Origin of the sequence: Methylobacterium sp. Leaf91, assembly GCF_001422815.1 — a bacterium.
In the GTDB taxonomy this organism is placed as follows: Bacteria; Pseudomonadota; Alphaproteobacteria; order Rhizobiales; family Beijerinckiaceae; genus Methylobacterium.
Window position 1 is genome coordinate 142,566 of record NZ_LMMP01000012.1, and the last position, 24,637, is coordinate 167,202.

The following is a 24,637-nucleotide window of genomic DNA, read 5'->3' on the forward strand; positions in this document are numbered from 1 at the left end:
CGCGCTCCCGATCAGATCGACATCGTGTGCGGCGCGACGTCGATCCGACCTCGGTGGGTGGAGCGGCGCTGCATGGCGAGCAGGCCGAGTCCCGCAAGGGCGAGGGCGCCGGCCCCGAGCCTCAGCATCACGCGCGATGGGATCGTGCCGCTCGCCGCCTCGATGAGGACGGTGGGAAAGATGGGGATCGGCAGGTTGAGCAGGTCCCCGAACAGCATCATGCAACCGGCGGTGAGAAGCAGGGCCAGGATCAGAAGTTCGCGAAATCGCGCTTCGGGTGTGGCGTAGCCCCCGATGATCACCGCGAGCGGCCCCGCGACGATCAAGCCGAGGCCGGGACCGGCAACGGGGCCGAGGGAGACGGGACGGATCGTGACCGCGAAGGCAAGGATCGCCAGCACGACGGTGACCGGGCCGCGCAAGCCGAAGGTCTGGAGGCCCGCGCCTTCACGGACGAGCCCCGTCAAGGCCAGCACGCCGCCGCAGATGGCGACACCGATCGCGACCCAGTGCGGCAGCATGCCCGGTCCCATGGACCCCAGGGTGCCCCGTGGCAGATCGCTTGCGGCCCAGATGCCAAACATCCCAAGCAGAACCAGCGCGATGCCGGCCACGAAGCTCTGCGGCGCAGGCACGATGGACCTTGTCCGCCGCACGCCGTCGGATGCGTCACTCATCGTTTCTCCCCTACGCGCGCCGCCTTCGTTCTTCGGGCGGTCGTCACAGCGATGTTCAGATCAGATGTGTTCCGACGAAGCGTATCCTCGAGGACGGCCTCTGCGCGGCCTGGGCAGCTAACGCTTTCGCTCACACAGAAAAGATAGACCTAAAATCATAGGATCGCCCCTATTGATCGTTGTCAAGAGGCTATGCCCTGAACCGAAACCTCTAAAAGTGGCCATGCGTTAACAATCAACTTGTTTTGCAATCCGATCTCGCGGAGTGAAGCTACGCGGCAGGGCGCGCTTTAATCCATGTTCACCGAAAGATTTTGAGTGAGCGGGCTTCGTTCAACTGCGACCGCTTCCCGACCCGATGGTTCGGCGAAGTCCGCAAAGCAGTCGGATTGCGAAACACCATCGTCGGGTCGATCGGAAACTGCGGCTACAGGTTTCCTTCCGCAACCGATCCATCCGGACACTCACTCCAGCCTTCGGGCCATCGTTTTTTCATGAACGGTCCTTCTCGTGCGAGCCGAGCCATGCGCCGTCTAGCGTGGCTCATCCCCGCATAGGATCGGCATTGCCTGGTTCGCACCGATCACGGTCGTTAGCGAGCCGGCATATTCGTCTGTCCCGAGGACCAGCGTCCGGGAACGTTCTCCTGGTTCCCGCGGTCGGGGGTACGACCCCTCATCAGGGGAAGGATGGGATCGCCGGAGCCAGCCTCAGGCTGACACTGGGGTGCGAAGCGGGGAGTACGTGGCGCGGTAGCTGCGCGGGCCGATCACGGGAAGCAGGAGGTTTCTGGCCCAGCCCGGCATCCGCGCGGTGCGGGACAGGCGATCGGTCATGGCCTGGACATGGGCCACGCGAGGCCGGCGCAGCGCTTCGTAGTGTGCACCCACCGTGCCCCAGTCCGTTCTCTCCGCCAGCAGAGCGCTCAGCACGAGCGCGTCTTCCAGGGCGAGGGCGGCGCCCTGGGCCCAGACCGGCGCGGTCGCGTGCGCGGCATCTCCGACCAGCACCACCCGGTCCCGGTTCCAGCTCGGAATCCGAACCTCTTCGAGGGGGGAGTGATAGAGCCCGCCCGGCTCGGCCAGAACCACATCGAGGGTGTCGCGGACGAGACGCGGGAACGACGCGAAGGCAGCACGCGAGGCGGCCAAGTCCCGCCCCTGTCCGGCAGCCTTGACGACGGAGACCCAGCCATAGACCTCGCCCCGGCCGACGGGGATGAGCAGGAACAATCCGCCCGATCCCGCCCAGAGTGTCCAGGCGTCGAGGCCTGGATTCGGTGCCATGAAGCGCCAGCTCGCCGGGGCCAGCATCGCCGCGTCGGGCGCACGATCGCCGAACACGCTGCGTCGGACCCGCGAATGCACCCCGTCCGCGCCGACGAGCAGCCCCCCGGTTTCGACACTTCCGTCCAGGCATTCGGCGGTGACACCGTGCGGCCCCTGCCTGACGGCGGCGACCTCGCATCCGCTTCGGATGTCGTCCGGCTCGAGGTCGAGCGTCAGAAGGCGCAGCAGGTCGGCGCGACGGAGACAATGAGGCCGTGCCGCCTCGCCCCAGAACGCCGTCTCGTCGACGGCGAAGAGGAGGCGCCCGCTCTCGGTGCGGTATTCGCGCCGGTGAATGGGTGCGCCGACCCTGCGCAGGGCGTCGCCCAGGCCAAGTTGGCCGAGAGCCTGGACCGCATTGCCCGGCAGGTTGATGGCGAGGCCCGCATCCGCCGGCTCTCCACGCCGCTCCAGGGTGAGCGAAGGCAGCCCGCGCCGTCGCAGCGCCCGCCGCATGGCGAGGCCCGCGATGCCGCCACCGGCGATGAGAACTCGATCCTCTTCGTCTCTGGCCATACGACTTCGCGATCCTTTTCGCCTTTGCTCAATGCCAACGGGAAGGCTCGGCCAACGGGAAGGCTTGCGATCCTGCTTCTCGCGCAAGTGCATCAAGAACGGATGATGCGAAGCGCTCTCGGAAAAGACCAGATCAAGTCAAGATTAGGACCAGCGGCGTTCGGGTCGCGACGCGTTCATCAAGGGCATGGCGGCAAACTCCGCATGACGGGCATAGGCGAGCCCGGCAAGCGCAATCAGCAGCACGAGCGGAGGAAGCATCGTCGCGGCAGGATCACCCGCATACCAGTGGCTGCCGACGGCGCCGGCCATCAGGATGGCGAGCAGTGTCGCTCCGGCTGCGGTGAAGCCGCGAACCCAGAGCAATACCGCGCCGAGCAGTTGCAGAGCCCCGATCACGTACATGAACCAGAGCGAGTAGCCGAAGCGCTCGAAGCCCGCGACCTCGAAGGGCAGTGCGGCAAACTTCATGCCGGCCGCAGCTGTGAAGATGATCGTCAGTATCGCGCGCGCAATGAAGCCGCTGAATGTCTTTCGATCCCATGTCTGTGCCATTGCGGCTCCCCTGTCCAAGTAGAGCTGTCCCCGCCGATACGGTGCCGGACCATGACCCGATTTGTTTTCAACGCGATGGCGTTGTCTTTCACGAGGCTCGCGAGATCTCCGCAACGGCCGAGGCCAGCGTGCCGATACGCGCCCCGTCGTCCCCGCAAGGCGTGATGTGGCGAAGAGCGTGTCCGGGCCGCCGCCGTGCGTACGGCGGCGGCCGTTCTACGGTTCCAAACCTGAAGAGCTTGGCGCCCGATCAGCCGCAGACGCGCTCGTAACCGTCGAACAAGGGCGTGTAGACGGTGCGGCAATCGCCGAAATCGGAGCTGAGAAAGTAGCCGCTTGCGGGAGCGACCCAGGGGAGCCCGCCGAAGCGCTGGCGGAGCCCGCGGTGGTAGAAACGTCGATCATGCCCGAACCGCCCGTACCCGAACCGCCCGTGCCCGAACCCGCGGTGACCGAAGCCTCCATGATGGCCGAAGCCGCCGTGAAAGCCGCCGTGTCTGAACCCGCGGGCATCCGCACTGAGACTACCGGCAGCCAAAGTCGCGAGCGCGAGACCGGCTGCAATCATCATCTTCGTCGAATTTGTCTTCATCGTGCTTCTCCCTGTTGGGGTGGAAGCACTCTGCCCTCGATGATGATTGATCTCTGTGATCTGGGTCACGAATACCTGAGCGTTCGCCTCGACTCGAAGAATATCACGGCGGAGGTGGATCGTGCCGCAGCCAAACCTCTATCGGCTGAGCGCGTCCACGGATGGCCGCAATCTGTTGCTCGTCGAAAATGTCATCCGGTGTATCGATGCCGGCGGCTTTCAGCAGATCGGCGCTCACGGCGAGGCGTGACGTTCTCTCGGAGGCCACCGCCAGCAGGCGGCTTGCGACGTTGACCGTATCGCCTGTCGCCGTGATGTGCTGATTGGTGTCGCTTCCGAGGCGCGAGAGAATGACCGGCCCGTAATGAGCGCCGATGCGCACATCGAGCGCGCGTCCTGCGCCTGCCAGTTCAAGGTCGCGTGCGATCCAATCCCGGGTGCGTCGGATGAGGTCTTCGGTTGCCCGCACGGCGTTTTCTGCTCGCGCCGGATCGGGGTCCAATGCGCCGAACACGACCATCGCGCCGTCGCCCATGAAGTTGACGACGAGACCTCCGTGTGACGAGGCCGTCTCGTCCACGAGATCGTGGAACGCCTTGAGGATGTTGCGGGTGCGCACCGGGCCAAGGCGCTCGCTCTGGCGAGTGAATCCGGTGAGATCGATGAAGAGCACCGGGATCTCGCGCGCGAGGGGCTCAGCGAGATAAGTCGGGTCCCAGGCGAGACGATCCGCGAGGGCTGCGGGTTGAAGCTGGCGCAGGGCCTGCTCCGATTGCGCCAGCCGCACGCCTCGGTGGCGATCCAGTATCTGCCGCGCCACCGCACACAGAAGCATCGGCAGTCCGACCGCTGCGACTGGCAGGGCGGCGCTCAACCAGATGCCATGGCTGAAGGCGACGGTGCCCACGGCAAACCACGCAGCCAGCAAGATCAGCACGAGAATGGTCGCCGGGCCAGGCGGCGCCAGCGCAATCAGAAGCACGGCGGCGCCCGCGAGAGTCACGGCCGCCAGGGCGTCGAGCCGCCGCACGCGGGCATCGCGCACCAAGCTGTCCCCCGTGGTCAGGTGGGCGATGCCGGTCGCCAGCAGTTCGACGCCGGGCATCACCGGATCGAAGGCCGTGGCAAAGGTGTCGCTGCCTCCGAGTGCCGTCGCGCCGATCACGACGATATGGTCGCTCAGAGTTGCCACTGCCGCCGTACCATCGAGGAGCGCGGCGGCGCTGAGGGTCCGGATCGTGCGCCGCGGCCCATAGGGACGAAGAGGAAGATGATAGCCGAGATCGAGCGGGATGACGTTAGAGCCGATCCGGACCTGTCCCTCGCGCAGGACCGGATCGGTCCGGGCGGCCAGGGCCGCCGCGCGCAGGACGAAAGCCGTGGCCACGCCCTCATCCGTCATCGCAACCAGGGGAAGGTGCCGCGGCACGCCCGCAGCGTCCTCGGACACATTGACGATCCCCGACAGCGCGGTCGCGCCGATCCCCGGTATCGGCCGGTGCACGGCGGTGGCGACCGGAATACCGTCCTCGATCGTCACGTCGTTGAACACGGCCGCCGCCGCCAACACGGCGGGCACTTTGGCAAGGGCAGCGGCGAGGGCACGATCCGCCTCCGGCTGGCGCCCGTCTTCCAGGAACAGAACATCCACGGCGAGCGCGCGCGGGCGGGCGGCGGCGATCGTCTCGATCAGCCGCGCCATCGTCGCGCGCGAGATGGGGAAGCCTCCGTCCCGGCGGACGATCTCGTCGTCGATGGCGACGATCGCGATCTCTTCGGGGGGGGCGCGCCGACCGGCCAGCCGCATGCGCAGGTCCGTCATGGCCGCCTCGAGATGGTCGAGAGGCGTCGCCCGCCCGGCGATGTGCAGATGGGCGAGCCAGCCGCTCCAGCCAAAAGCGGTCACCAACGCAAGGAGGACGAAGCGCCGGGTCACCCGACGGCATTTCGAGATCGGCTCACGCCCCTGCATCAGGCCCGCTGCTTTCACTGCCCGAAGCGTTCCAGCAAACCTCTGACGCGTTCCTGCGGCCACCGCCGCACGTCCAGGGGCCCCTGGTCCCCGTCGACATCGACGCCCTCACCCGGGGCCAGCGTGACGGAAACGCCCGGCGCGTTACGACGTGCGACGACGACATGGCCGCGAGCCACGAACACCGCCGTTTTGGCGTCGGTCACATCGACGGCGTAGACCGTGCCGCGCACGGAGGCAATCGCGTGGGGCGTGAGGATCTGGAAGCCGCCCTTCCGGGGACGCGAACGGGGCGGCAGGGTCACCAGAACGGCGCGGCCGCCGATCTCGGCGCCTTCCAGTTGCCCGTCGCCGTTCCGATCGATCGGCCGCAGCGTGGCCGACCGCTCGGTTTCCAGTGAAAGACCATCCGTGCAATGCAGGACCCGCAGGGGCGGATCGAAGCGTGTCGTTTCCGTGCAGCGCGTTTGGGCAAGGGCGATACCGGGGACGATGCTGGCCGCGAGTGCCGCCGCGACTCGTGCCGGGTTTTTCATGATTTGGATCCCTTCTGCCGCCTCAGATCCGGGACGGCCCACCGAGGGCCGCCAGACGCTGTGCGAACTTCACATTCACGCGTGAACGCCCAAGATCGATGATGCCGGACCGACGCCAATCCTGAAGAACGCGGTTCACGCTTTCCCGCGCCGCGCCAACATAAGCCGCAAGCTCTTGCTGCGTCACCTGAATCTCGGCACCGTAATCCTCGGACAACATGATCAGTCGGCGTGCCAATCGAGCGTCGAGAGGAAGCAGCGTGGCTTCCTCCATCCGCTCGCTCATCCAGCGCAGTCTTTGGCACAGGAATTCGATGATCCGGACCGCCAGGGTTGCGTCATGCGTGAGAAGGCCGAGGAAGTCCCGCCGCTCGATGACGAAGAGATCCGTCGCCTCGAGTGCGACAGCCTCTGCGGTGCGGGCATGGCCGTCCAGAAGGGCAATCTCGCCGAAGACATCACCGGCCCCGAGGAGATTCAGCGTCACGGACCGCCCCTCCTCGCTGCAAGCGGCGATGCGGATCTGCCCGCGACGGATCGCGTAGAGAGCATCGCCCGGATCGCCCTTCTGGAAAAGTACCCCGTTTCGCGCGACGCTCACCGTCCTGCACAGGCCGGCGATGCTTTGGATGGCTTCCTGGCCCAGTTCGGCGAAGAAAGGATTGGCCGCCAGGATGCGGGTGAGCCTGTGTGGCGTGCTCACGACAGCGCCCCCTGAAGTCGCGAGGCCGGGCGCACGTTCGGGACCAGACTTCGCAGACAAGCGATACGTCGACGGTCGAACCTCGGACCGGATCTGTGAGGACGGCGTTCGGCGCGCAACGTCGCCCCCGGGGTCTTCTTCGCACCGGAACGGGTACTCCCGCCGAAGGCATTGCTCTGTTTCGCCGTCATCGTCCGATCCGTCCTGCAGCCTCGTGTCGGCACGACGCCTCGCCCTATGGCTCTTCATGGGCCGGATCGTCCGTGATGAAGGTCACAGAGCGGCGCAGCCAAGTCGTCGCGCGAGATTAGGCTCGCATGACGGCCCGATGCACAACGGCGTCTCAGTATCTCTCACAGAACTGCCTTTGCGCCGTCGTGCTCCGAGCGAGGGCCGACCGTGGCCGGGAGTTTCGTGAGCACTCTTGGAGCCGGGAGATCTGGCAAGGCCGGTCCTTCGGCAAGACTTGCGCGTCTTCTTCGGTCGGGGCGTCGCGCCTTCCTCACACGGTCGGTATCGTGCCCCCATCGATGACGTATTCGGTCCCGCTGATCGAGAACGCATGGGGTGATACGAGGAACAGGATCAGACTCGCGACTTCCTGGGGCTTTGCGGGGCGTCCGAGTGGGATGCCGCCAATGCTGTTCATGATGATCTGCTTGCCCCCTTCATAATCCGTCCCCGCTTCGGCCGCGAGGCGTTCCGCCAGCTGGATCGATGCTTCGGTCTCGACCCATCCCGGAGAGATGCGAACGACCCTGCCCCCCTTGGGCGTGACCTCCCTGGACAAGGCCTTGCTGTAGGTGGAGAGCGCGCCTTTCGCAGCGGCGTAGGCGGTGGTGGATTCCGGCAGGGGGAGCTGGCGCTGGATCGACGTGACATGCACGACGATTCCGTGCCCACGCTCGACCATGGCAGGGACAAGGGCTCGGTCGAGGCGGACCGCCGCCATCAGGTTCTGTTGTATCTCCCTGTCCCAGGTCTCGTCGTCGAGCGCCGAAAAGCCGCCGCCCGGGGCGCTCGAGCCGCCGAGTACGTTGACGATGATGTCGACACCCCCGAACGCCGCAATCGCTGCCCGGGCCAAGTCGGAGCATCCGGCGGATGACAGCAGGTCCGCCGCGACGAATTCCACACCGTCCGGCAGGTTGGCTGGTCTTGCGCGAGCGCTCGTCATTCAGCGTCTCCGGTTCTCCGATCTCGAGCGCGCGATCCCGGCGATTTCACAAAAGATGCTGGTTCAGCGGTTACGAGGGTTGGAAGCAGACGGAATCGTGACACGCCTCGTCCACCATCAGTTCCCGCCGAAAGTCGAGTATAGCTTCACGGAGTGGGGGCAATCGTTGTGCCCGATGCTGGACGCGCTTCTGAAATGGGCCGCTGCGCCAGACACGCAGGAATAAGATCGCGCCGCGGAATCGTCATGCTCAGCAACGGCGGAATTGCTTCGATCACCCGGCCGGATTGAGCCGCAGACGGCCTAACGGGTCGCTCGACGAAGACGCGGGACGCTGCACCAAAGGGGAGATTTGAAGAAAGGCGGGCAACCTAACCTATGCCCCGCCTTGCGCCCTCAAGCCCGAGATCGAGCGTGAGGTTTCACCGCATGCTGCGCAGCAGGAGCGCGGCCTCGGGCCGAGTCATGCCGTCCCTCCCTTCGGAGCGCTTCTCGCAATTGCCGCTCGGTCGCCCGCAGGCGGACCTCGGAGGAGGCCAGAGCGGCAAGCGCCGACAGAGCCTGCGCCTCACGCTCATCGAGCACGCGCTGCTTGTAGTCGATCACGCACAGCGCGCCGACGGGGAAACCTTCGTTGTCGAGGACGGGAACGCCCGCGTAGAAGCGGAACCCAGGATCGCCCGCAACGGCCGGATTATTGTTGAACCGAGGGTCCTTTGCGAGATCCTCCACTGAGAAGACCCCTTTTTGCAGAATCGTATAGTTGCAGAACGCCCAACTCCGCGGCGTCTCCGGAAGGTCGAGCCCAAGGCGTGACTTGAACCATTGCTGCGTCGGCGTGAGCAGGGTCAGCAGCGAGATCGGTGCTTTCAGTGTCTGGCTGGCAAGCCATGTCAGGCGATCGAAGGTCTCCTCGGGCGCCGTGCCCAGGAGCCCGGATCGTTCCAACGCCACAAGCCTCTGGCCCTCGTTAAGGGCGACTGGGAAGGGCAAGGCCCCGGGCGGCAGTGCCGTCTGCCCCGTATCAGCCAACGACCGGCGGACGGCCGCTACCGCCTGTTCGGGGGTATCGATGGCGATCACCCGATCGAGCCCATCTGTCTTCCTCGCCTGCACGGAGGCACCCACGGCCAGAATGTGGCTGTGACCTAAGGAGGGGTTGGCCACGAGACTGTGCAGGAGGCCGGACCGCTCGACATCCCCATCCGCAAGATCGACCACGATGGCATGGGGACGGGCCGAGCCGAGCGCGAACAGCGCGGCATGAAGATCTTCGAAGATCTCAGCCTCGCATTCGGGGACGGCGGCGAACACTTCCTCGTAGGATCGAATCCGATCTCCCGGTGTGATGACGATCACAGTGGCGGAGGCCGAGGGCGTGCCACATCCACCACCCTCGATGAGCGCTTCGATATCCGTCCGATACACACGGCGATGCCCACCCGGCGTCTTCCAAGACGGAACCGAGCCCCCCTCGATGAGCAGCTGAGCTGTGCGGACTGAAACGCCGAGCAGCTTGGCCGTCTGGGCCGTGGTGAGGATGTCCTTCTCCATCGCCTTCACTGTGTCCACCTGCCGATCCCGCCGACGCGAACGGCGCCGTCGGCAGCAAAAAACGAGCCCTAGCAGGGAAGCCGTCCCCGCGCAAAATTGGCATATTTGCTAAATCTGATAGATTTGATATAGCGACGCTTCCCTGTAGCGGTTCAGCTAAGAGCCTCAGACGGGTGCACCGTCTCCCGAAGCCGGACCCCAGCAACTTCAGCATTTCGCAGCGGAAGCCACCGAAGACCGGGGGAGACTGTCTTTGTCCCTAGTGACCACAGTTTTACGGAAGAAGGAGGCATGAAATGGTGAGCCACCCCTTTGATGAAGACCGGGATTTGTCTCGTCGTGCGCGGGAGAACCAAGGGCGCCTGATCGCCGAGTTGAAGCCGCACTACGATTTCATCGTGTGCGGCGCTGGCGCGTCGGGCTCCGTCGTCGCACGGCGGCTCGCGGAGAACTCCGAAGCGCAGGTGCTGTTGATCGAAGCCGGCGGCAGCGATGACGCGGAGGCTGTGCTCGACCCCGCTCAATGGCCCGCCAATCTGGGCAGCGAGCGGGATTGGGGTTTCCAGGCGCAACCGAACCCGCATCTGAACGGTCGTGCCCTGTCGATGTCGATGGGCAAAGGTCTCGGGGGTGGCTCCAGCATCAACGTCATGGTGTGGGCGCGCGGGCATCGCAGCGACTGGGATTTCTTCGCCGAAGAGGCAGGCGATCCTGGCTGGGGTTACGACAACGTCATCGAGATCTACCGTCGGATCGAGAATTGGCAGGGGACGCCCGATCCCACCTATCGCGGCCAATCGGGTCCGGTCTGGGTCCAGCCCGCCTCTGATCCCAGTCCCATTGCATACGCGATGCTCGATGCCGCCCGCGAGATCGGTATCCCGACCTTCGAGCACCCGAACGGCCTGATGATGGAGGGGCCGGGCGGCGCCTCTATCTCGGACATGCTGGTCCGCGACGGCCGGCGCCAGTCGCTTTACCGGGCCTATATCCGCCCCTGGCTCGACCGCCCCAACCTGACGGTCTTGACCGACACGACCGTTCGGCGAGTGCTGATCGAGAATCGGCGCGCCGTTGGTGTCGAGGTGGTTCGCGCCGGGCAGGCCCTCACGATCCACGCCCGGTCCGAGGTCGTGCTGTCACTGGGCGCGATCCAGACGCCCAAGGTCCTGATGCATTCGGGCATCGGAGATCAGGCGGAACTGACCCGTATGGGAATACCGGTGCTGCAGCATCTGCCGGGCGTCGGGCAAAACCTTCAAGACCACGTGTCCTTCGGATGCATCTGGAATTACGAAGAGCCGATCGCCCCGCGTAACAGCGGCAGCGAGGCCACCCTGTACTGGAAGAGTCGTCCGGAACTCGATGCGCCGGACGTGTTGTTCTGCCAAGTCGAATTTCCCGTCCCAAGCGAGCGGACCGCGGCGCGCGGTGTGCCGGCGCATGGCTGGACGATGTTCGCCGGTCTCGCGCATCCGGCGAGCCGCGGCCGGCTGCGTCTGACGAGCGCCGACCCCTCGGTGCCGATGGCGATCGAGGCCAACATGATGTCCGAGCCCGCGGATATGGCAACGGCCCTCAGATGCGTCGATCTCTGCCGCCAATTGGGAAATGCTCACGCGTTCCGGCCTTTTGTCCGCGACGAGGCCATGCCCGGCGACCTCAAGGGTGACGCGCGCGAAGACTTCGTCCGTGATGCCGCGGTCACCTACTGGCACCAGAGCTGCACGGCCAAGATGGGCCGTGACGCGATGTCGGTCGTCGATGCATCGCTGAAGGTTTACGGGATCGAATCCCTGCGTATCGCAGATGCCTCGGTCATGCCGCGTGTGACCACGGGGAATACTCAAGCGCCCTGCGCCATTATCGGAGAGCGGGCTGCACAGATGATCCACCAAGCTCACGGCCTGTCATCGTAGCGCAGCCATGCGCCGCGCCGACGGACGGCGTTCGCGGTGAGGATATCGGCAGGATGGCGGTTCCTGGATGCCCGGTCATCGACACGATTGTCCCAGGTCTTGGCGCCATCCTGTGTGATACCGGGAGCCGAGAACGGATAGTTTCATGCATCGTCAAGCAAATGCATAGCATCATATCGGCATCATCAGAATTTTCATCAGTACTGCCGGCTCAAGCGCGCTTGTCGTCTGTGAAACGCCGAATGATCGCCGGCCGGTCATCTCCGCGCGCATGAATCGATCTTGATCCAGGCACATCGGATCGGTCGCAATCATGCGAGATCCTTCTCATTCACAGGTCACGACCAAGTGTCGCGATCGTCGCACTGGTGGTCCCCGATGAACGTCCATGCTGTCGAACGCAAGCTGCGGCAAATGGGAGATGAGGCAAGGGGGCTCGCCGTGATCGGTGCGGTCTTACGCGTGCGGCAAGGAGCGGCAAAGGTTCATCCGGAGGTAGAGCGCCGTCTGCTCGATGCGGTCGCCGCCTTGGTGCCGGGAGGCCTGGATGAGCTCGATCAGGAGCGGATGTCCGCTCTGCTGACATCCGCCACCCACGCGCTGGAGGAAGCACGGGATCTGCTCGAGCATCCGGACAGGCCTCCGCTCTGGCAGGTCAGCGATCCTGCGATGCTGCAGGCCCAAGGCCAAGCCTCGCGCGGCGTCGTACGGCGCTTGGCAGCCTTGGCGGCGGAGCGTCCAGCGCTCGCGGCCGCGCTTGGCGGGCGTTTCCTGGACGTCGGCACCGGTGTCGCCGGCATCGCCCTGGAGGCGGCTGCGCAATGGCCTTCGCTGCATGTCGTTGGTTTGGACATCTGGAAGCCCGCCCTCGATTTGGCCCGCCAGAACGTGGCGGCGAGCCCTTTTGGCAGCCGCATCGAACTTCGCCTGCAGGATGTGACCCGTTTCGATGAAGTAGCGGGCTACTCGCTGACATGGCTCCCGGCGCCCTTCCTTTCGCAGGACGCGGCCCGGACAGCGCTCGATCGACTGACGGCTGCTCTCCGACCGAAGGGATATCTGGTCGTGGGGCTCTATGCCCCGCCGGCAGAGCCCATCGGAGCCGCACTGGCGGCCCTGCGGCTGGCCCGGAGTGGCGGGCATTTGTGGGATTGTCACGACATGGAGGTTGAACTGCGCTCCCGCGGGTTCACTGCTGTCGAGACCTGTCGCGGACAGCCGGTGTCGCTCGTCATGGGACAGGGCGCATAAAGCGCTCGTCCCTCAGCCTGACCCGGTACGCCCGTGCCGCCATCGCCGACTGGTCCGGCATCGGCGACGCGTGCGGCGACCCCGCCCCGGTCACCCCGGAGAACATCGACGCCCTGATGGCCCGTCGGGTGGCTTACGAGCGGTGGACCGGCTCGTGTTCACCCCGGCCCTCGACGCGAACACCGACCAGGCCGTCGACGCCGCGGCCTGCGATCCACCGCATATCGTCCTGAGCGGGCGCCGGTGGGTGAACGGCCTGACTTGGTCTAATATCGCGACCGACCTCGTGGTGAGGAAGGCGACGGCGAAGGCGGGCGTCTTCGCCGCTCACGATCTGAAGCTCTGCCCCCTCGTAGTGACCTTACCGGACAAGGTGCCGGCTGATCGCCGCGTCGGTCCGTTAATCTTAGACGAGACAGCCGGCCGGCCCTTCGCCGAGTCCGCTAAGGGCGCGAATGGCGAATCGTCGCGAAGGCCGCAGGAGTGCCGGACCATGTCTGGAACGTGGACGCCAGGTCAGGAGCGATCACGGAAGCTGAGGATGCTGGCGCAGATCTCGACCACATCGGGTCGGCTGCGGCGCACGCACGGACATCGACGACGCAGCGCTACTCGCGCGGCGCAGGCGGAAAATCACGGGCAGCAGCGAATCTTCGGGTCGCGCATCGGGCCGTGAAGAACGGGGCCTGAACAGGCCTTGGGGAACGCGACGGCGAACATGAGGAACGCGAGATCAGCAGAAGGGGGCCAGAAAATCTGACGCTTCAACGAGTTAGTTGGAGCGGGCGATCGGGATCGAACCGACGACATTCAGCTTGGGAAGCTGACGTTCTACCACTGAACTACGCCCGCATGCCGGTTGCGGGAAGGCCTCGACAGCCTCCACTCGTCCAGCGGAGTGGACCATATCAGAGCGGCCCGCTTTGTCCACGGCCTGGCCAGGGCGCGGCGCGACGGTTTGCGTTTCCAAGGAGCGGGCTTTCCGATAGCGTACCGGCCGGTCCGGCATGTCGATCCGGCACTCCGAGCGGGCCGCTCGCGACCGGGTCGGCCCGCCTCCTCCCCCAGCCTGCGGATTGTCAAAAAGCACCAATGGATATCTCTTCCGCGCAGGGCGGCACGCACGCCACGATGAATGACGCCTCCGGCGAGACGCCGCGCCGGGGCCCTCGCCTCGTTCTCGCCTCCGCCTCACCGCGCCGGCTGGCGCTGCTGCAGCAAGCGGGCATCGAGCCCGACGCCCTGCTTCCCGCCGATGTCGACGAGACCCCCCACAAATCGGAAGCGCCGCGCGAGCTCGCACGACGCCTCGCCAGGGCCAAGCTCGACGTGGCGGGGGACGCCGCCCGCCGCCGCGACGACATGCGCGACAGCTACATCGTCGCGGCCGATACGGTGGTGGCCGTGGGACGGCGCGTCCTGCCGAAGGCGGAACTGGCCGACGAGGCCACCGATTGCCTGCGCCTGCTCTCCGGGCGCCAGCATCGTGTCTACACGGCGGTCTGCGTGCTCTCGCCCAAGGGAAGCCGCCGCGAGCGCGTGGTGGAGACGCGGGTGCGGTTCAAGCGTCTCTCGGGCCGCGACATCGAGCGCTACATCGCCTCGGACGAGTGGCGGGGCAAAGCGGGCGGCTACGCCATCCAGGGTCTCGCCGGTACCTTCGTGGTCAAGCTCGTCGGCTCGCACAGCGCCGTCATCGGCCTGCCGCTCTACGAGACGATCAGCCTTCTCGAAGGCGAGGGCTTTCCCGTGCGGCAAGGCTGGGGGGCGATGGCATGAGCCGGGCCGGTCCCATCAAGCCGAAGCCGGAGCCGTGCCCGATCTGCCGCAAGCCCGCACAGCCGGAATTCCAGCCCTTCTGCTCGGCCCGCTGCGCCGATATCGACCTTGGTCGCTGGCTCACCGACCGCTACGCGATCCCCACCGATGAGGACGAAACCGAGGACGAGGACCCGCCGCGTTCGTCCTGAGCCGATTCCATCGCACGAAGCGCGCAAAGGAGGCTGGACAGGGCCCCGCCACCTCACTATACCCCCGCTCCAGTCGACGGCGCCAAGCGCTTCGGCGGGGGCCCAGGTAGCTCAGTTGGTAGAGCATGCGACTGAAAATCGCAGTGTCGGCGGTTCGACTCCGTCCCTGGGCACCATCTATTTTTTTAAGCCCGTAGTTTCGCTGGATTATCCCGATCGGCTTCCGCACCAGGGTAGCAGGTGAGGGATAAATGAGCGCCGAGTGGGCTAGCCGGACTTTTTCGGCGGTGCGTGTGTAGACCGCGCTTTCCCGGCTTCCGGGCGTCCACCCATAGAGAGCATTGCGCTGGGCCACCGTAGCTCCAGCTTTGGCAGCACGGCGCGCCGGAGTTCCGTAAACCGCGCGTTGACCCCGCTCGCCGGCATCACGAAAGATCTTGTTGAATCAGTTCCCGTACGATTCTTTCGTGAAGGCCCGGCCCTGCTCGCTGATGATGCAGGTGAGATCTCCGGTCGGCGTCGCTGCGATCGACTCGGCCAGCATCCGGAGGATTGGCCGCGGGACGACGTCTCCAGTCTTCGATGGCTCCCTGCTCCGGACGTGTTGGCGACCGATCTTCACCGCATCGCTGCGCCTGAAGCCCGTATGGAGCGACAGGTCGAAGGCGAGGCGCTGGCGGGTGCCGACCGGCCACTTCGCTTCGAACCGGGCTAGTTCGTCGTCTGTCCAGCCAAAGAAGCCCACCTCATCATTCGCGCCCGTCAGCAGCTTGGCGTTGAGGGTCGGGGCGACCGGGACAAGGCCCCGAACCGTGGCCCAACCGAAGAGGCCACGCATGGCCTTCAGGAATGTGTTGGCGGCGTGCGGCTTGTCGCGGCGCTTATCCCGGCCAGCGAGAATCCCCCCATCGATCTATGGTTGTCAGAGGCTTCGAACCGGCGGTTTCCTGCATCGCGCGGTACACCGTATGCCGCCTGCGAGTGGAGGCGCTGAGGTCTGACCATTCGGCGCTCTCGAGGCATTTCTCGATGAGCCATGAGAGTACCCCTGTGGCTGGCCCTTTGTACCTCGGCGGGCGCTCCCTCGGGCGCGAGGCCGTAGGGTGGCTGCTGCCATTCGCTTCCTGCGCAAAACAGAGCTCGGCCATTTCGGGGAGAACGTCCGCTTCCTTCGTTCGTCGTTGGAAAGCGGACGGGTCACCATTTCACGACGAAGTGCTGGGTTCAGGCACGAGCACCCTTCGTCCGACTCCTTCCGTCAGCTCCAGGCGTGGAACGGCGGGTTCACGCCGTTGAGGGCGTGGTTGCCGATGATCGCGTATTTCCAGCGCACCGGGTCGTGGAGGGTGTGGGTGCGGGCGTTGCGCCAGTGCCGGTCGAGGTTGCTCTCGGCCAGGGTCGAGCGGGTGCCGGCGAGCTCGAACAGCTTGCTGCTCGCCTGCACGGCGATCTCGGTGGTGAGCACCTTCGATTCGGCGACGGCGAGCTGGGCCGCAGCCACCGTCTCCGCGCTCGGGTTGGCCACTGCTTCGTCGAGGGCGAGGCCGGCTCTGTCGAGGATGGCTTCGGCCGCATGGAGCCGGATCGTCAGCTCGCCGATCGCCTGGATCGTATAGGGATCGTCGGAGGCGCGGTCCTGGCCGCTATCGACCCAGGGGCGGGTCTTGGTGCGGACGAAGGCGATGGTGTCGTCGATGGCCTCGCGGGCGATACCGGCATCCACCGCCGCCTGGATGATCTGGAAGATCGCCCCGTCGGAGCGCGGCTGCTCGTAGCCCTTCCAGGCCGGGACGAGATGGCTCTTGGGCACCCGGACGTCGTCGATTAGGACGGTGCCGCTCGCCGTGGTCCGCTGGCCGAAGGCCGACCAGTCGTCGATGACGGTGAGGCCGGGGGCGCCCCTGTCGGCGATGGCGTACCAGGCGCGCCCCTCGCCATCGAGGGCGACGATGGGGACGAGATGGGCGAGCAATGCCCCCGTCGAATAGAACTTCTTGCCGCGCACGATGACGTGGTCGCCGTCGTCGACGAAATGGGTCTTGAAGTCGGTGGCGCGCGGCGTGCCGATCTCCGAGAAGGCATTGCCGAAGCGGGTGCCCTTCAGGACCTCGCCGAACAGCAGCGCCTGTTGCTCCGGGTCGGACACCGTACGGATCGCCGCTACGATGCCGAGGTGGTTCTGCGAGATCTGGCCGATCGAGGGGTCGGCGGCCGAGATGATGGCGACGACTTGCGCCAGTGTCTTGTAGGACACCTCCGGCCCGCCGAAGGCCTTGGGCACGTTGATCGACCACAGCCCGCTCTGCGAGAACGCGTCGAGCTCGGCATAGGGCCGCCGGTTGGTCTGGTCGCGTTCGGACGCGCCCTCGCGGAACTCCCTGGCGAGGGAATGGGCGACGCGGATCGCCTCGGCATCGTCGCGGATGACGTGGGCGGGGGATGCCGGACGGGGAACCGGCGGCGCGCCCCGGGCGGTTTCGAGCGACTGGGCGCTGACGGCGATGTTCATGGATGGCTCCAGGGTACCGGGCAGACGATGGGCTGGTTTGAACGGGCGTTTGAAGATCTCAGCCGCCCCCCTCTCCCCGCCTGCGGGGAGAGGGTCGAGCCCCCCTCGTCGGGGGCGAGGCAAGCGGAGGCGAGGCCGAAGCGAGGGTGAGGGGGCGATTCCGAAAGAGGCTCCTCCGGACGAGTCCCCTCACCGGCGGCTGCCGCCTCGCCGCGCCGACGATGAGGTCGTCGCGGCCCTCTCCCCGCAGGCGGGGAGAGGGGATGCGCGGCTGTCGTCAGCTGGCGCTGGAAAGGCCGCTCAGGCGGCCTCGGCCCGGCGCTCGCGCGCAGCTTCGAGCGCCCTCACCTTCGGGATGATGTGCGCGCCGAAATAGGCGACCTCCTCCTGGAAGTGCAGGAAGGCGAGGAGCGCGAGGTCGACGCCGGCATCCTTCAGGGCCACGATACGCTCGGCAATCTGGTCGGGCGTGCCGATCAAGTTGGTCTTGAAGCCGTCATTATACTGGACGAGGTCCTCGAAGCTCGATTTCGCCCAGTTGCCCTCCCCTTCCGGAGAGGCCTTGCCGGCGTTCTTCACCTCGTGGCCGAAGGCCTTCACCGCATCGGGATCGGCGTTGTCGATGATCTCCTGGAGGACGGCGCGAGCCTCTTCCTCGGTGTCGCGGGCGATGACGAAGGCGTTGACGCCGACCTTCACCGAATGGCCGTTGGCCGAGGCCTTGGCCTGGATGTCGTCCACCTGTGCGCGGATCCCCTCCGGCGTGTTGCCGTTGGTGAAGTACCAATCGGAGACGCGGGCCGCCATGTCGCGCGCCGCGCGGGACGAGCCACCCTGGAAGATCTCGGGCTGCGGGTCGGCCGGCTTCGGCTTCAGGGTGTAGTTGGTGTAGCGGTAGAAATCGCCGCGGAAGGTGAAGTCGTCCTGCGTCCAGATTCCGCGCAAGGAGCGGATGAACTCCTCCGAGCGGCGATAACGCTCGTCATGGTCGAGCCAGGGCTCGCCGATGGCGCGGAACTCACCGGAGAACCAGCCCGACACGACGTTGATGGCGATGCGCCCGTTGGTGAGTTGGCTGATCGTCGCGATCTGCTTGGCGGCGATGGTCGGGTTCCAGGGGCCGGGCAGGAGCGCGGCGATGACCTTGAGCTTCGTGGTCACAGCCAGCAAGGCGTGGCTGAACGCCACCGATTCATGCTGGTACTCGGCGCCGTAACCGGCGGTGAAGCGAATCTGCGTCAGGGCGTAGTCGAACCCCGCCTCCTCGGCGATCTGTGCGAGGCGGCGATTGTAATCCGCTTCCCAGCTCGTGCGTTGTTCGATCTTGCTGATGACAAGGCCACCGGACACGTTCGGCACCCAATAGGCAAAACGGATCGGCTCCGGAGGGCGATGGCTCGGGCGGGTCATAGTTCTATCCGCGAATGTGAGAAACCAGGCATTCATCTGGAGCGAAAGCCTCAGTTGAATACATTATTGCAGCAAGCACATTATCATTCACTGCTTGTGCTTCATCTTTGATAGATGAAATCTCTTACAAACCGGCCCTATAGTCAAAGGAATGGAAATACATTTTCTTGCCGCAGACAAGGACAATCTTTCGATACGCAGCCGTTCAGCGAGAACATTCTATTTCCTCCCCGTCGCCCCCCCTCGGTGAGACGATCACCCGGGGTGCATCGGACGCGTCGCGGAGCCGACCTTCGCCACAGGGTGCCGACCGCCGGCCCCTCCGTGAACGACGGGGTATCGGGGGTTTTCCCTCGCCGAATGTTTCATCGCCGCCTGGGCCTCCCGCGCTGCGGTCAACGGCCCTAGCTATCGATGCGCGAGCGATGGTAATCCCGCGTTCAGTGGTGACGGACAGAGACTCGGCCCCGGCCCGGACAGGGCGTGGCAGGGCATCTCGGATGACAGGTGGGAACCAGGCGATGACCGGCTTCGACGCTTCGACCTCTCCTTTCGCCGGACCGTCATTGCCGCGTCCGTCATCGCAGCTGGTCACCGTCTTCGGCGGTTCGGGCTTCCTCGGACGCCATGTGGTGCGGGCGCTGGCCAAGCGCGGCTACCGTATCCGGGTCGCGGTCCGGCGGCCGGACCTCGCCCTGTTCCTGCAGCCTCTCGGCAAGGTCGGGCAGATCGTCGCCGTGCAGGCGAACCTGCGCTACCCGGATTCCATCGCCAGGGCGGTGGAGGGAGCCGACGCGGTGGTGAACCTCGTCGGCATCCTCCAGGAGACCGGCAGGCAGGGATTCCTCACGCTTCAGGCTGAAGGGGCGGGCGAGATCGCCCGTGCCGCCGCCGCAATCGGCGCGCCCCTGGTCCACGTCTCGGCCATCGGGGCGGACCCGCATTCCGACTCTCTCTACGCGCGCTCGAAGGCGCTGGGCGAGGCGAAGGTGCTGGCGGCCCAGCCCCGGGCTGTGGTCCTGCGTCCCTCCCTGGTCTTCGGCCCCGGAGACAGCTTCTTCAACCGTTTCGCGTCGCTCGCCCGCGTGCTCCCGGTCCTCCCCCTCGCCGGAGCCGAGACGCGCTTCCAGCCGGTCTTCGTCGGCGATGTGGCCGAGGCCGTGGCCCGCGCGGTGGACGGGCAGGCCGAGGCCGGCCGCGTCTACGAACTCGGCGGCCCGGAGGTCGAGACCCTCGACGGCCTCGTCCGCTATATGCTGAAGACCACCCGCCGCCGCCGCCTCGTCGTCGACCTGCCCAAGCCCATCGCCATGCTGCAGGCCCGCGTGATCGAGACCGTGGACACGCTGAGCCTCGGCCTGCTGCCGGACAGCCTCAAGCTCACCCGCGACCAGGTCACGCTGCTCCAGACCGACAACGTGGTCTCGGAAGCCGCCAAGGCGGAAGGCCGCACGCTGGACGGGCTCGGCATCCTGCCCACCGCGATGGCCGCCATCGTGCCCGGCTACCTCTGGACCTTCCGCAAGGCGGGCCAGTTCTCGAAGGAGGCCTTCACCGCTTCAGAGGAGGAGGCCGCAGAGCCGTCCTCCCCGCCGGTCGCCCGGCCGAGCGGTCCCCCGATCGGCCCCGATGCGGCCGCCCCGAGCCGGATGGGCGTGCGCTGGGGCACGCGGGGATAGTACGCCGTCTGGAGTGGCGGCGGAGAACGGATGAAATCCGAAACCGGGCGAATGTTTGAAACAGACAGGTTGTGTGTAGCCGCGAAGTTTCGTCTTAGCCCGGAGAAAAGCGTCACCTGCATTGGCGTGCAGGGCTGCGCGGCTACGACGGCACCCAGAAGCTGGCCGGGCACAAACGCGTGGCGTTGATCGATGCCGAAGGGCATGTCCTGGCTTCAGCGAACGTGCAGGATCGCGTTGCGCTGGCTGCCCCTGATGACGGCAAAAAGAGATGGTCCAGCCTGCACTCAGCCAAATTCGACGGTGCCTCACGGTCGAGCGCCGCCAGGATTGGTGCCTGATCCAGGGCACGCGCCACCCCGCCATCGAGAAGCCGCCGGATCAGAGCTGCCCTCATCTTGAGCTTGTCGAAGGATGTCGTGCTGGAACAGCGCCGAGACGTTGAATGAATCTTCGGTGGGCTTCGCCATTGGGGCGGCCCGCACCGACAACGTGCCGAACGCCCTGGATGTCGCAACCAGACGGCTCGCTTGCGTCGCCGTCCTCCCGGCCAAAAATGCCCTCGACAATCCCGCATGAGAAGGCAGGCCAATACAGGCTCTAGGGAGCTCGTTGCCGTCGCCGAGGAGGTCTCCTTACTGTCATGCAGTTGTGATCCAAGGGCCTGGATCATTCCCATTCATCAGGAAGGCAATGTTATGGACGGCACGCGCGCCGGGACTCGTCCTTTCGATATCGAGGCTATTCGTCGAGAGATGGCCGACGACTTCGATGAAGAATTGGAGATGGAACTAGAAGACGAGCGCCTTGAGCGACTGGTTAGCGAAATCGATGCAAGCCCGCGTCCGCCCAGCATGGACCGGCGAGTCTATTTCCGTGAGCTGTTTCGGCTCCAACACGAGCTGGTTCGTCTGCAGGATTGGGTCCAGGCCCAGAAGCTCCGCGTGGTCGTGATCTTCGAAGGGCGAGATTCGGCTGGTAAGGGCGGGGCCATCAAGCGCATCACCCAGCGTCTCAATCCGCGCGTCTGTCGCGTTGCCGCGCTTCCGGCTCCCAGCGAGCGCGAGCGCACGCAATGGTATTTCCAGCGCTACGTCGCGCATCTGCCGGCGGGCGGCGAGATCGTGCTGTTCGACCGCTCTTGGTACAATCGCGCCGGCGTCGAGCGCGTGATGGGGTTCTGCACCCCGGACCAGTACGAAGAGTTCTTCCAGTCCGCGCCGGAATTCGAGCGCATGCTGGTGCGGTCCGGCATCATCGTGCTGAAATACTGGTTCTCGATCACCGATCAGGAGCAGGAACTGCGCTTCAACATGCGCATCCACGATCCCCTGAAACAGTGGAAGCTCTCACCGATGGACGTCGAATCCCGTCGCCGTTGGGAGGATTATACCAAGGCGAAGGAAGTGATGCTCGCCCGCACGCACATTCCCGAGGCGCCGTGGTGGGTGGTCGAGGCCGTAGACAAGAAGAAGGCCCGCCTCAACTGCATCAGCCATCTCCTCACGCAGATCCCCTATGGTGACGTGGAGCACCCGCCGGTGCATCTGCCCGAGCGCATGCGCCACGAGGATTACGCCCGCCAGCCAGTTCCGCAGGATATGTTCGTCCCGGCGCTGTTCTGATCGGAGCCGAGGGCATCGAAGGCCGCCTGTCCGGTCTCCCTGCGGTTGCCCAAAGCGGCACGGATGGGCAAGACCTGTGTCGAAGAGGCCGATGAACGGCCGGTCCGGCATGGGAACCCCGCATGAGCGCCACCGACGAGATCCTGTTCGAAACCGACGATGCCGGCATCGCCCGCATCGTCCTCAACCGGCCACAGGCACGAAACGCCCTGACCTTCGCGATGTATCAGGGCCTCATCGACCTGTGCGGACGGATCGAGGCGGACGAACGGATCAAGGTTCTCGTCATTACCGGCGCCGGTGAGAAGGCCTTCGCCGCCGGCACCGATATCGCCCAGTTCCGGGACTTCTCCAGCCCGGAGGACGCCCTTGGATACGAGCGCTTCATGGACAAGGTCCTCGGCACGCTCGAGCGTCTGCGCGTGCCGGTCATCGCCGCTGTCGCCGGCGCTTGTACCGGCGGCGGTGCCGCCATCGCGGCTTCCTGCGACCTACGCATCGCCACACGAGATGCCCGGTTCGGCTTTCCCATTGCGCGGACGCTCGGCAATTGCCTGTCCATGTCGAACCTTCACCGCCTGTCCGGCCTCATCGGTCCCGCACGGGTGAAGGACATGATCTTCACCGCTCGGTTGTTCGGCGCGGAGGAGGCGCTTTCGGCCGGTCTCGTCGGCGAAGTCGTGGAAGATGCCGCCGCTCTCGCCGCCAGGGCGACGGAACTCGCGACGCAGCTTGCCGGCCATGCACCGCTGACCCTACGCGCCACGAAGGAAGGTCTGCGCCGCCTCGCCGCCGAGGAGGAGGCATCGGAACGGCCCGACGACGATCTCATCCTCATGTGCTACACGAGCGCCGATTTCCGCGAGGGCATGGAGGCGTTCCTGGCCAAGCGCCCGCCGAACTGGACCGGCAAGTAAGGCGCTCCTCACAGAGCACTGCTCTGAAGCGGATGTGGGAAGCGCGACACACCGGGATAGGGAATCCCTGCGGCCACATCGCTCCCTCGTATCGGTTACAGCTCTGTCACGCTCTGCATGATAGAGCGCGAGCGGGGGTCGGTCGCCCTGGGACACGCTTTTCCGAGGAATGATGCTCCGCTCGTTTCCTCTTGCGACCGTCGCAGCCCTGATGTCCGGCCTTGCCGTGTCTGGCGCCCACGCCCAGACCGCTGCCGAGATTGCGGCACGGCAGGCGCGTCTGGCGCTGGAGGGGCTCGATATCGGCTCACCGCGCGGCGCCGGCGGCGATCCGCAGACGTCGGTGGCGCAGTCGGTGACCTCGGCCAAGCCTTCGGCCAACCTCAACACCTCGATACAGGACCAGCTCGGCCCGTATGGCGACCCCTATGGCCTGCGTTCCTTTCTGAAGACCAAAGGCATCGAGTACAGCCTCACCTATATCGGCGAGAGCTTCGGCAACGCGACGGGCGGTGTACGGCGCGGTGCGATCGTCGAAGGGCGCCTGGATATCCAGTTCGATGCCGACCTCGAGAAGCTGGCAGGTTGGCAAGGGGCGACCTTCCACACCAATCTCTACCTCATCCACGGCACCGGCCTGTCGCGCTACTACGTCAACAATTTCATCACCGTGAGCGCCATCGAGGCACTGCCCTCTTCGCGGCTCTACGAAATCTGGCTGGAACAGAAGCTGTTCGACGGACAGTTCGGATTGAAGGTCGGTCAGATCGCGGCCGATACCGAATTCGCCGTGACTCAGACCGGCACGCTGTTCATCAATTCCACCTTCGGCTGGCCCAACATCATGGCGGAGGTGCTGCCGAGCGGCGGTCCGATCTACCCGCTGGCGGTGCCGGCGATCCGGGCGAAATACGTCCCGAACCAAAATTTCTCGCTGCAGGTCGGCGTCTTCGACGGCGATCCAGCAGGGCCTTACCCCAGCGATCTCGATCCTCAGCGCCGCAACCGCACCGGCACGAATTTCCGCACCAGCGATCCCGCCCTCGTCATCGCGGAGGCCGCCTATGCGTACAACATCGCGCAGGGTGATGAGGGCGATCCCGGCACGGTGACGCTGGGGGGCTGGCATCATTTTGGCCGGTTCGACAGCCAGCGTTTCGACGAGGCCGGGCGCTCACTGGCCGATCCGTCCACCACCGGCATCGCCCGGCGCTTTCGCGGCGATAGCGGCCTCTACGGCATCATCGACCAGACCATCTACCGCGAGCCCGATGACCCGAATGACGGTGCCAGTGTGTTCCTGCGCCTGTCCGGTTCGCCCTCCGACCGCAACATCGTGGATTTCTACGCCGATATGGGCATTGCCTATAAGGGCCTCTTCAAGGGACGGTCAGACGACACGATCGGCGTCGCCTTCGCCCTGGCCCGCATCTCGGACAGTGCCCGCGGGTTCGACACCGATGTGATCCGCTTCGGCGGCGCGAGTGGACCCCGTCGGAGCAGCGAGGCCGTGATCGAGGCGACCTATCAGGCCGTCCTCGGACCCGGCGTCACGGTTCAGCCGGACATCCAGTACATCTTTCGCCCGGGCGGCGGCGTGCCCAATCCGCGCGATCCCGATGGCGCCCGGATCAAGAATGCCGCGGTGTTCGGCGTGCGGGCGACGGTGCGTTACTGAAGAGCACCGGTTTCTCGCACCTCGCGAATGTTTCGAGCAAAGTGGCAAGGTCTCCGGGCGCGATAGGCC

Annotated in this window: 22 protein-coding genes and 2 tRNA genes; 10 read left to right on the forward strand and 14 right to left on the reverse strand. The window is 65.7% G+C overall.

The features are described from left to right. Positions 1-11 precede the first annotated feature (11 nt). The 8 genes from ASF32_RS11505 to ASF32_RS11540 form a co-directional block, all read right to left on the reverse strand. Positions 12-677, reverse strand: coding sequence for a tripartite tricarboxylate transporter TctB family protein (locus ASF32_RS11505; RefSeq protein WP_056428084.1), 666 nt, complete (start codon positions 675-677; stop codon positions 12-14). Between the two features lie 710 nt (positions 678-1,387). Beyond that, positions 1,388-2,521 carry an FAD-dependent monooxygenase gene (locus ASF32_RS11510; RefSeq protein ID WP_056428087.1) on the reverse strand — a complete coding sequence of 378 codons (1,134 nt, stop codon included), beginning with the start codon at positions 2,519-2,521 and terminating at the stop codon, positions 1,388-1,390. A 144-nt stretch (positions 2,522-2,665) separates the two neighbouring features. After that, positions 2,666-3,076, reverse strand: a complete 411-nt coding sequence (locus tag ASF32_RS11515) for a DoxX family protein (RefSeq protein WP_056428093.1) — start codon at positions 3,074-3,076, stop codon at positions 2,666-2,668. Between the two features lie 250 nt (positions 3,077-3,326). Continuing rightward, positions 3,327-3,668, reverse strand: a complete 342-nt coding sequence (locus tag ASF32_RS11520; protein WP_056428096.1) for a hypothetical protein — start codon at positions 3,666-3,668, stop codon at positions 3,327-3,329. A 103-nt stretch (positions 3,669-3,771) separates the two neighbouring features. Then, the gene (locus ASF32_RS11525) at positions 3,772-5,658 is read right to left on the reverse strand and encodes an adenylate/guanylate cyclase domain-containing protein (RefSeq protein ID WP_244478104.1); all 1,887 of its coding nucleotides are present in this window, start codon (positions 5,656-5,658) and stop codon (positions 3,772-3,774) included. Further along, positions 5,655-6,176, reverse strand: coding sequence for a FecR domain-containing protein (locus ASF32_RS11530; protein WP_056428099.1), 522 nt, complete (start codon positions 6,174-6,176; stop codon positions 5,655-5,657). Before ASF32_RS11530 ends, ASF32_RS11525 begins: the two co-directional genes overlap by 4 nt. 22 nt (positions 6,177-6,198) lie before the next feature. Beyond that, on the reverse strand, positions 6,199-6,879 hold the full coding sequence (locus ASF32_RS11535) for a Crp/Fnr family transcriptional regulator (protein ID WP_056428102.1): 681 nt from the start codon (positions 6,877-6,879) through the stop codon (positions 6,199-6,201). A gap of 502 nt (positions 6,880-7,381) precedes the next feature. After that, positions 7,382-8,056: an SDR family oxidoreductase gene (locus ASF32_RS11540; RefSeq protein ID WP_082470413.1), complete on the reverse strand. Its 675-nt coding sequence runs from the start codon at positions 8,054-8,056 to the stop codon at positions 7,382-7,384. On the opposite strand from ASF32_RS11540, the gene ASF32_RS11545 reads away from it, so the two are divergent. Then, positions 8,028-8,282, forward strand: a complete 255-nt coding sequence (locus ASF32_RS11545) for a winged helix-turn-helix transcriptional regulator (protein ID WP_056428108.1) — start codon at positions 8,028-8,030, stop codon at positions 8,280-8,282. The genes ASF32_RS11540 and ASF32_RS11545 overlap by 29 nt on opposite strands. Positions 8,283-8,452: 170 nt before the next feature. On the opposite strand, the gene ASF32_RS11550 is transcribed toward ASF32_RS11545, so the two are convergent. Next, positions 8,453-9,628, reverse strand: a complete 1,176-nt coding sequence (locus tag ASF32_RS11550) for a GAF domain-containing protein (RefSeq protein ID WP_244478103.1) — start codon at positions 9,626-9,628, stop codon at positions 8,453-8,455. Positions 9,629-9,906: 278 nt separating this feature from the next. Here ASF32_RS11550 and ASF32_RS11555 point away from each other — a divergent pair, with 278 nt between their 5' ends. Continuing rightward, positions 9,907-11,529: a GMC family oxidoreductase N-terminal domain-containing protein gene (locus ASF32_RS11555; protein WP_056428113.1), complete on the forward strand. Its 1,623-nt coding sequence runs from the start codon at positions 9,907-9,909 to the stop codon at positions 11,527-11,529. A 171-nt stretch (positions 11,530-11,700) separates the two neighbouring features. Here ASF32_RS11555 and ASF32_RS25280 read toward each other — a convergent pair whose 3' ends face one another. Further along, complete coding sequence (locus ASF32_RS25280) at positions 11,701-11,844, reverse strand: hypothetical protein (protein ID WP_156467769.1); 144 nt, start codon at positions 11,842-11,844, stop codon at positions 11,701-11,703. 63 nt (positions 11,845-11,907) lie between these two features. Between ASF32_RS25280 and ASF32_RS11560 the strand changes: the two genes are divergently transcribed. Beyond that, positions 11,908-12,780 carry a class I SAM-dependent methyltransferase gene (locus ASF32_RS11560; RefSeq protein WP_056428117.1) on the forward strand — a complete coding sequence of 291 codons (873 nt, stop codon included), beginning with the start codon at positions 11,908-11,910 and terminating at the stop codon, positions 12,778-12,780. Between the two features lie 777 nt (positions 12,781-13,557). On the opposite strand, the gene ASF32_RS11570 is transcribed toward ASF32_RS11560, so the two are convergent. Beyond that, positions 13,558-13,632, reverse strand: a tRNA-Gly gene (locus tag ASF32_RS11570). Between the two features lie 240 nt (positions 13,633-13,872). On the opposite strand from ASF32_RS11570, the gene ASF32_RS11575 reads away from it, so the two are divergent. From ASF32_RS11575 to ASF32_RS11585, 3 genes are all read left to right on the forward strand, one after another. After that, entirely contained in the window at positions 13,873-14,559 is a 687-nt protein-coding gene (locus tag ASF32_RS11575; RefSeq protein ID WP_162239900.1) for a Maf-like protein, read from the forward strand. Then, positions 14,556-14,750, forward strand: a complete 195-nt coding sequence (gene yacG, locus ASF32_RS11580) for a DNA gyrase inhibitor YacG (RefSeq protein ID WP_056428121.1) — start codon at positions 14,556-14,558, stop codon at positions 14,748-14,750. Before ASF32_RS11575 ends, yacG begins: the two co-directional genes overlap by 4 nt. A gap of 100 nt (positions 14,751-14,850) precedes the next feature. Continuing rightward, positions 14,851-14,926, forward strand: a tRNA-Phe gene (locus ASF32_RS11585). A 269-nt stretch (positions 14,927-15,195) separates the two neighbouring features. On the opposite strand, the gene ASF32_RS11590 is transcribed toward ASF32_RS11585, so the two are convergent. From ASF32_RS11590 to sfnG, 3 genes are all read right to left on the reverse strand, one after another. After that, positions 15,196-15,588, reverse strand: a complete 393-nt coding sequence (locus ASF32_RS11590) for a hypothetical protein (RefSeq protein WP_056428124.1) — start codon at positions 15,586-15,588, stop codon at positions 15,196-15,198. A 420-nt stretch (positions 15,589-16,008) separates the two neighbouring features. After that, positions 16,009-17,259, reverse strand: a complete 1,251-nt coding sequence (locus tag ASF32_RS11595; protein ID WP_056428125.1) for an SfnB family sulfur acquisition oxidoreductase — start codon at positions 17,257-17,259, stop codon at positions 16,009-16,011. 300 nt (positions 17,260-17,559) lie between these two features. Beyond that, the gene (sfnG, locus tag ASF32_RS11600) at positions 17,560-18,669 is read right to left on the reverse strand and encodes a dimethylsulfone monooxygenase SfnG (protein ID WP_056428126.1); all 1,110 of its coding nucleotides are present in this window, start codon (positions 18,667-18,669) and stop codon (positions 17,560-17,562) included. A gap of 521 nt (positions 18,670-19,190) precedes the next feature. Between sfnG and ASF32_RS11605 the strand changes: the two genes are divergently transcribed. The 4 genes from ASF32_RS11605 to ASF32_RS11620 all read left to right on the forward strand — a co-directional run bounded on the left by ASF32_RS11605 (position 19,191) and on the right by ASF32_RS11620 (position 24,568). Further along, positions 19,191-20,348 (forward strand): complex I NDUFA9 subunit family protein, encoded by a 1,158-nt coding sequence (locus ASF32_RS11605; RefSeq protein WP_056428129.1) that lies wholly within the window; start codon positions 19,191-19,193, stop codon positions 20,346-20,348. Between the two features lie 698 nt (positions 20,349-21,046). Then, positions 21,047-21,973, forward strand: coding sequence for a polyphosphate kinase 2 (ppk2, locus tag ASF32_RS11610; RefSeq protein WP_056428132.1), 927 nt, complete (start codon positions 21,047-21,049; stop codon positions 21,971-21,973). A 122-nt stretch (positions 21,974-22,095) separates the two neighbouring features. Next, positions 22,096-22,890 (forward strand): enoyl-CoA hydratase/isomerase family protein, encoded by a 795-nt coding sequence (locus tag ASF32_RS11615; protein ID WP_056428135.1) that lies wholly within the window; start codon positions 22,096-22,098, stop codon positions 22,888-22,890. A 169-nt stretch (positions 22,891-23,059) separates the two neighbouring features. Continuing rightward, positions 23,060-24,568 (forward strand): carbohydrate porin, encoded by a 1,509-nt coding sequence (locus tag ASF32_RS11620; RefSeq protein WP_200919100.1) that lies wholly within the window; start codon positions 23,060-23,062, stop codon positions 24,566-24,568. The last annotated feature ends 69 nt before the right edge of the window (positions 24,569-24,637 follow it).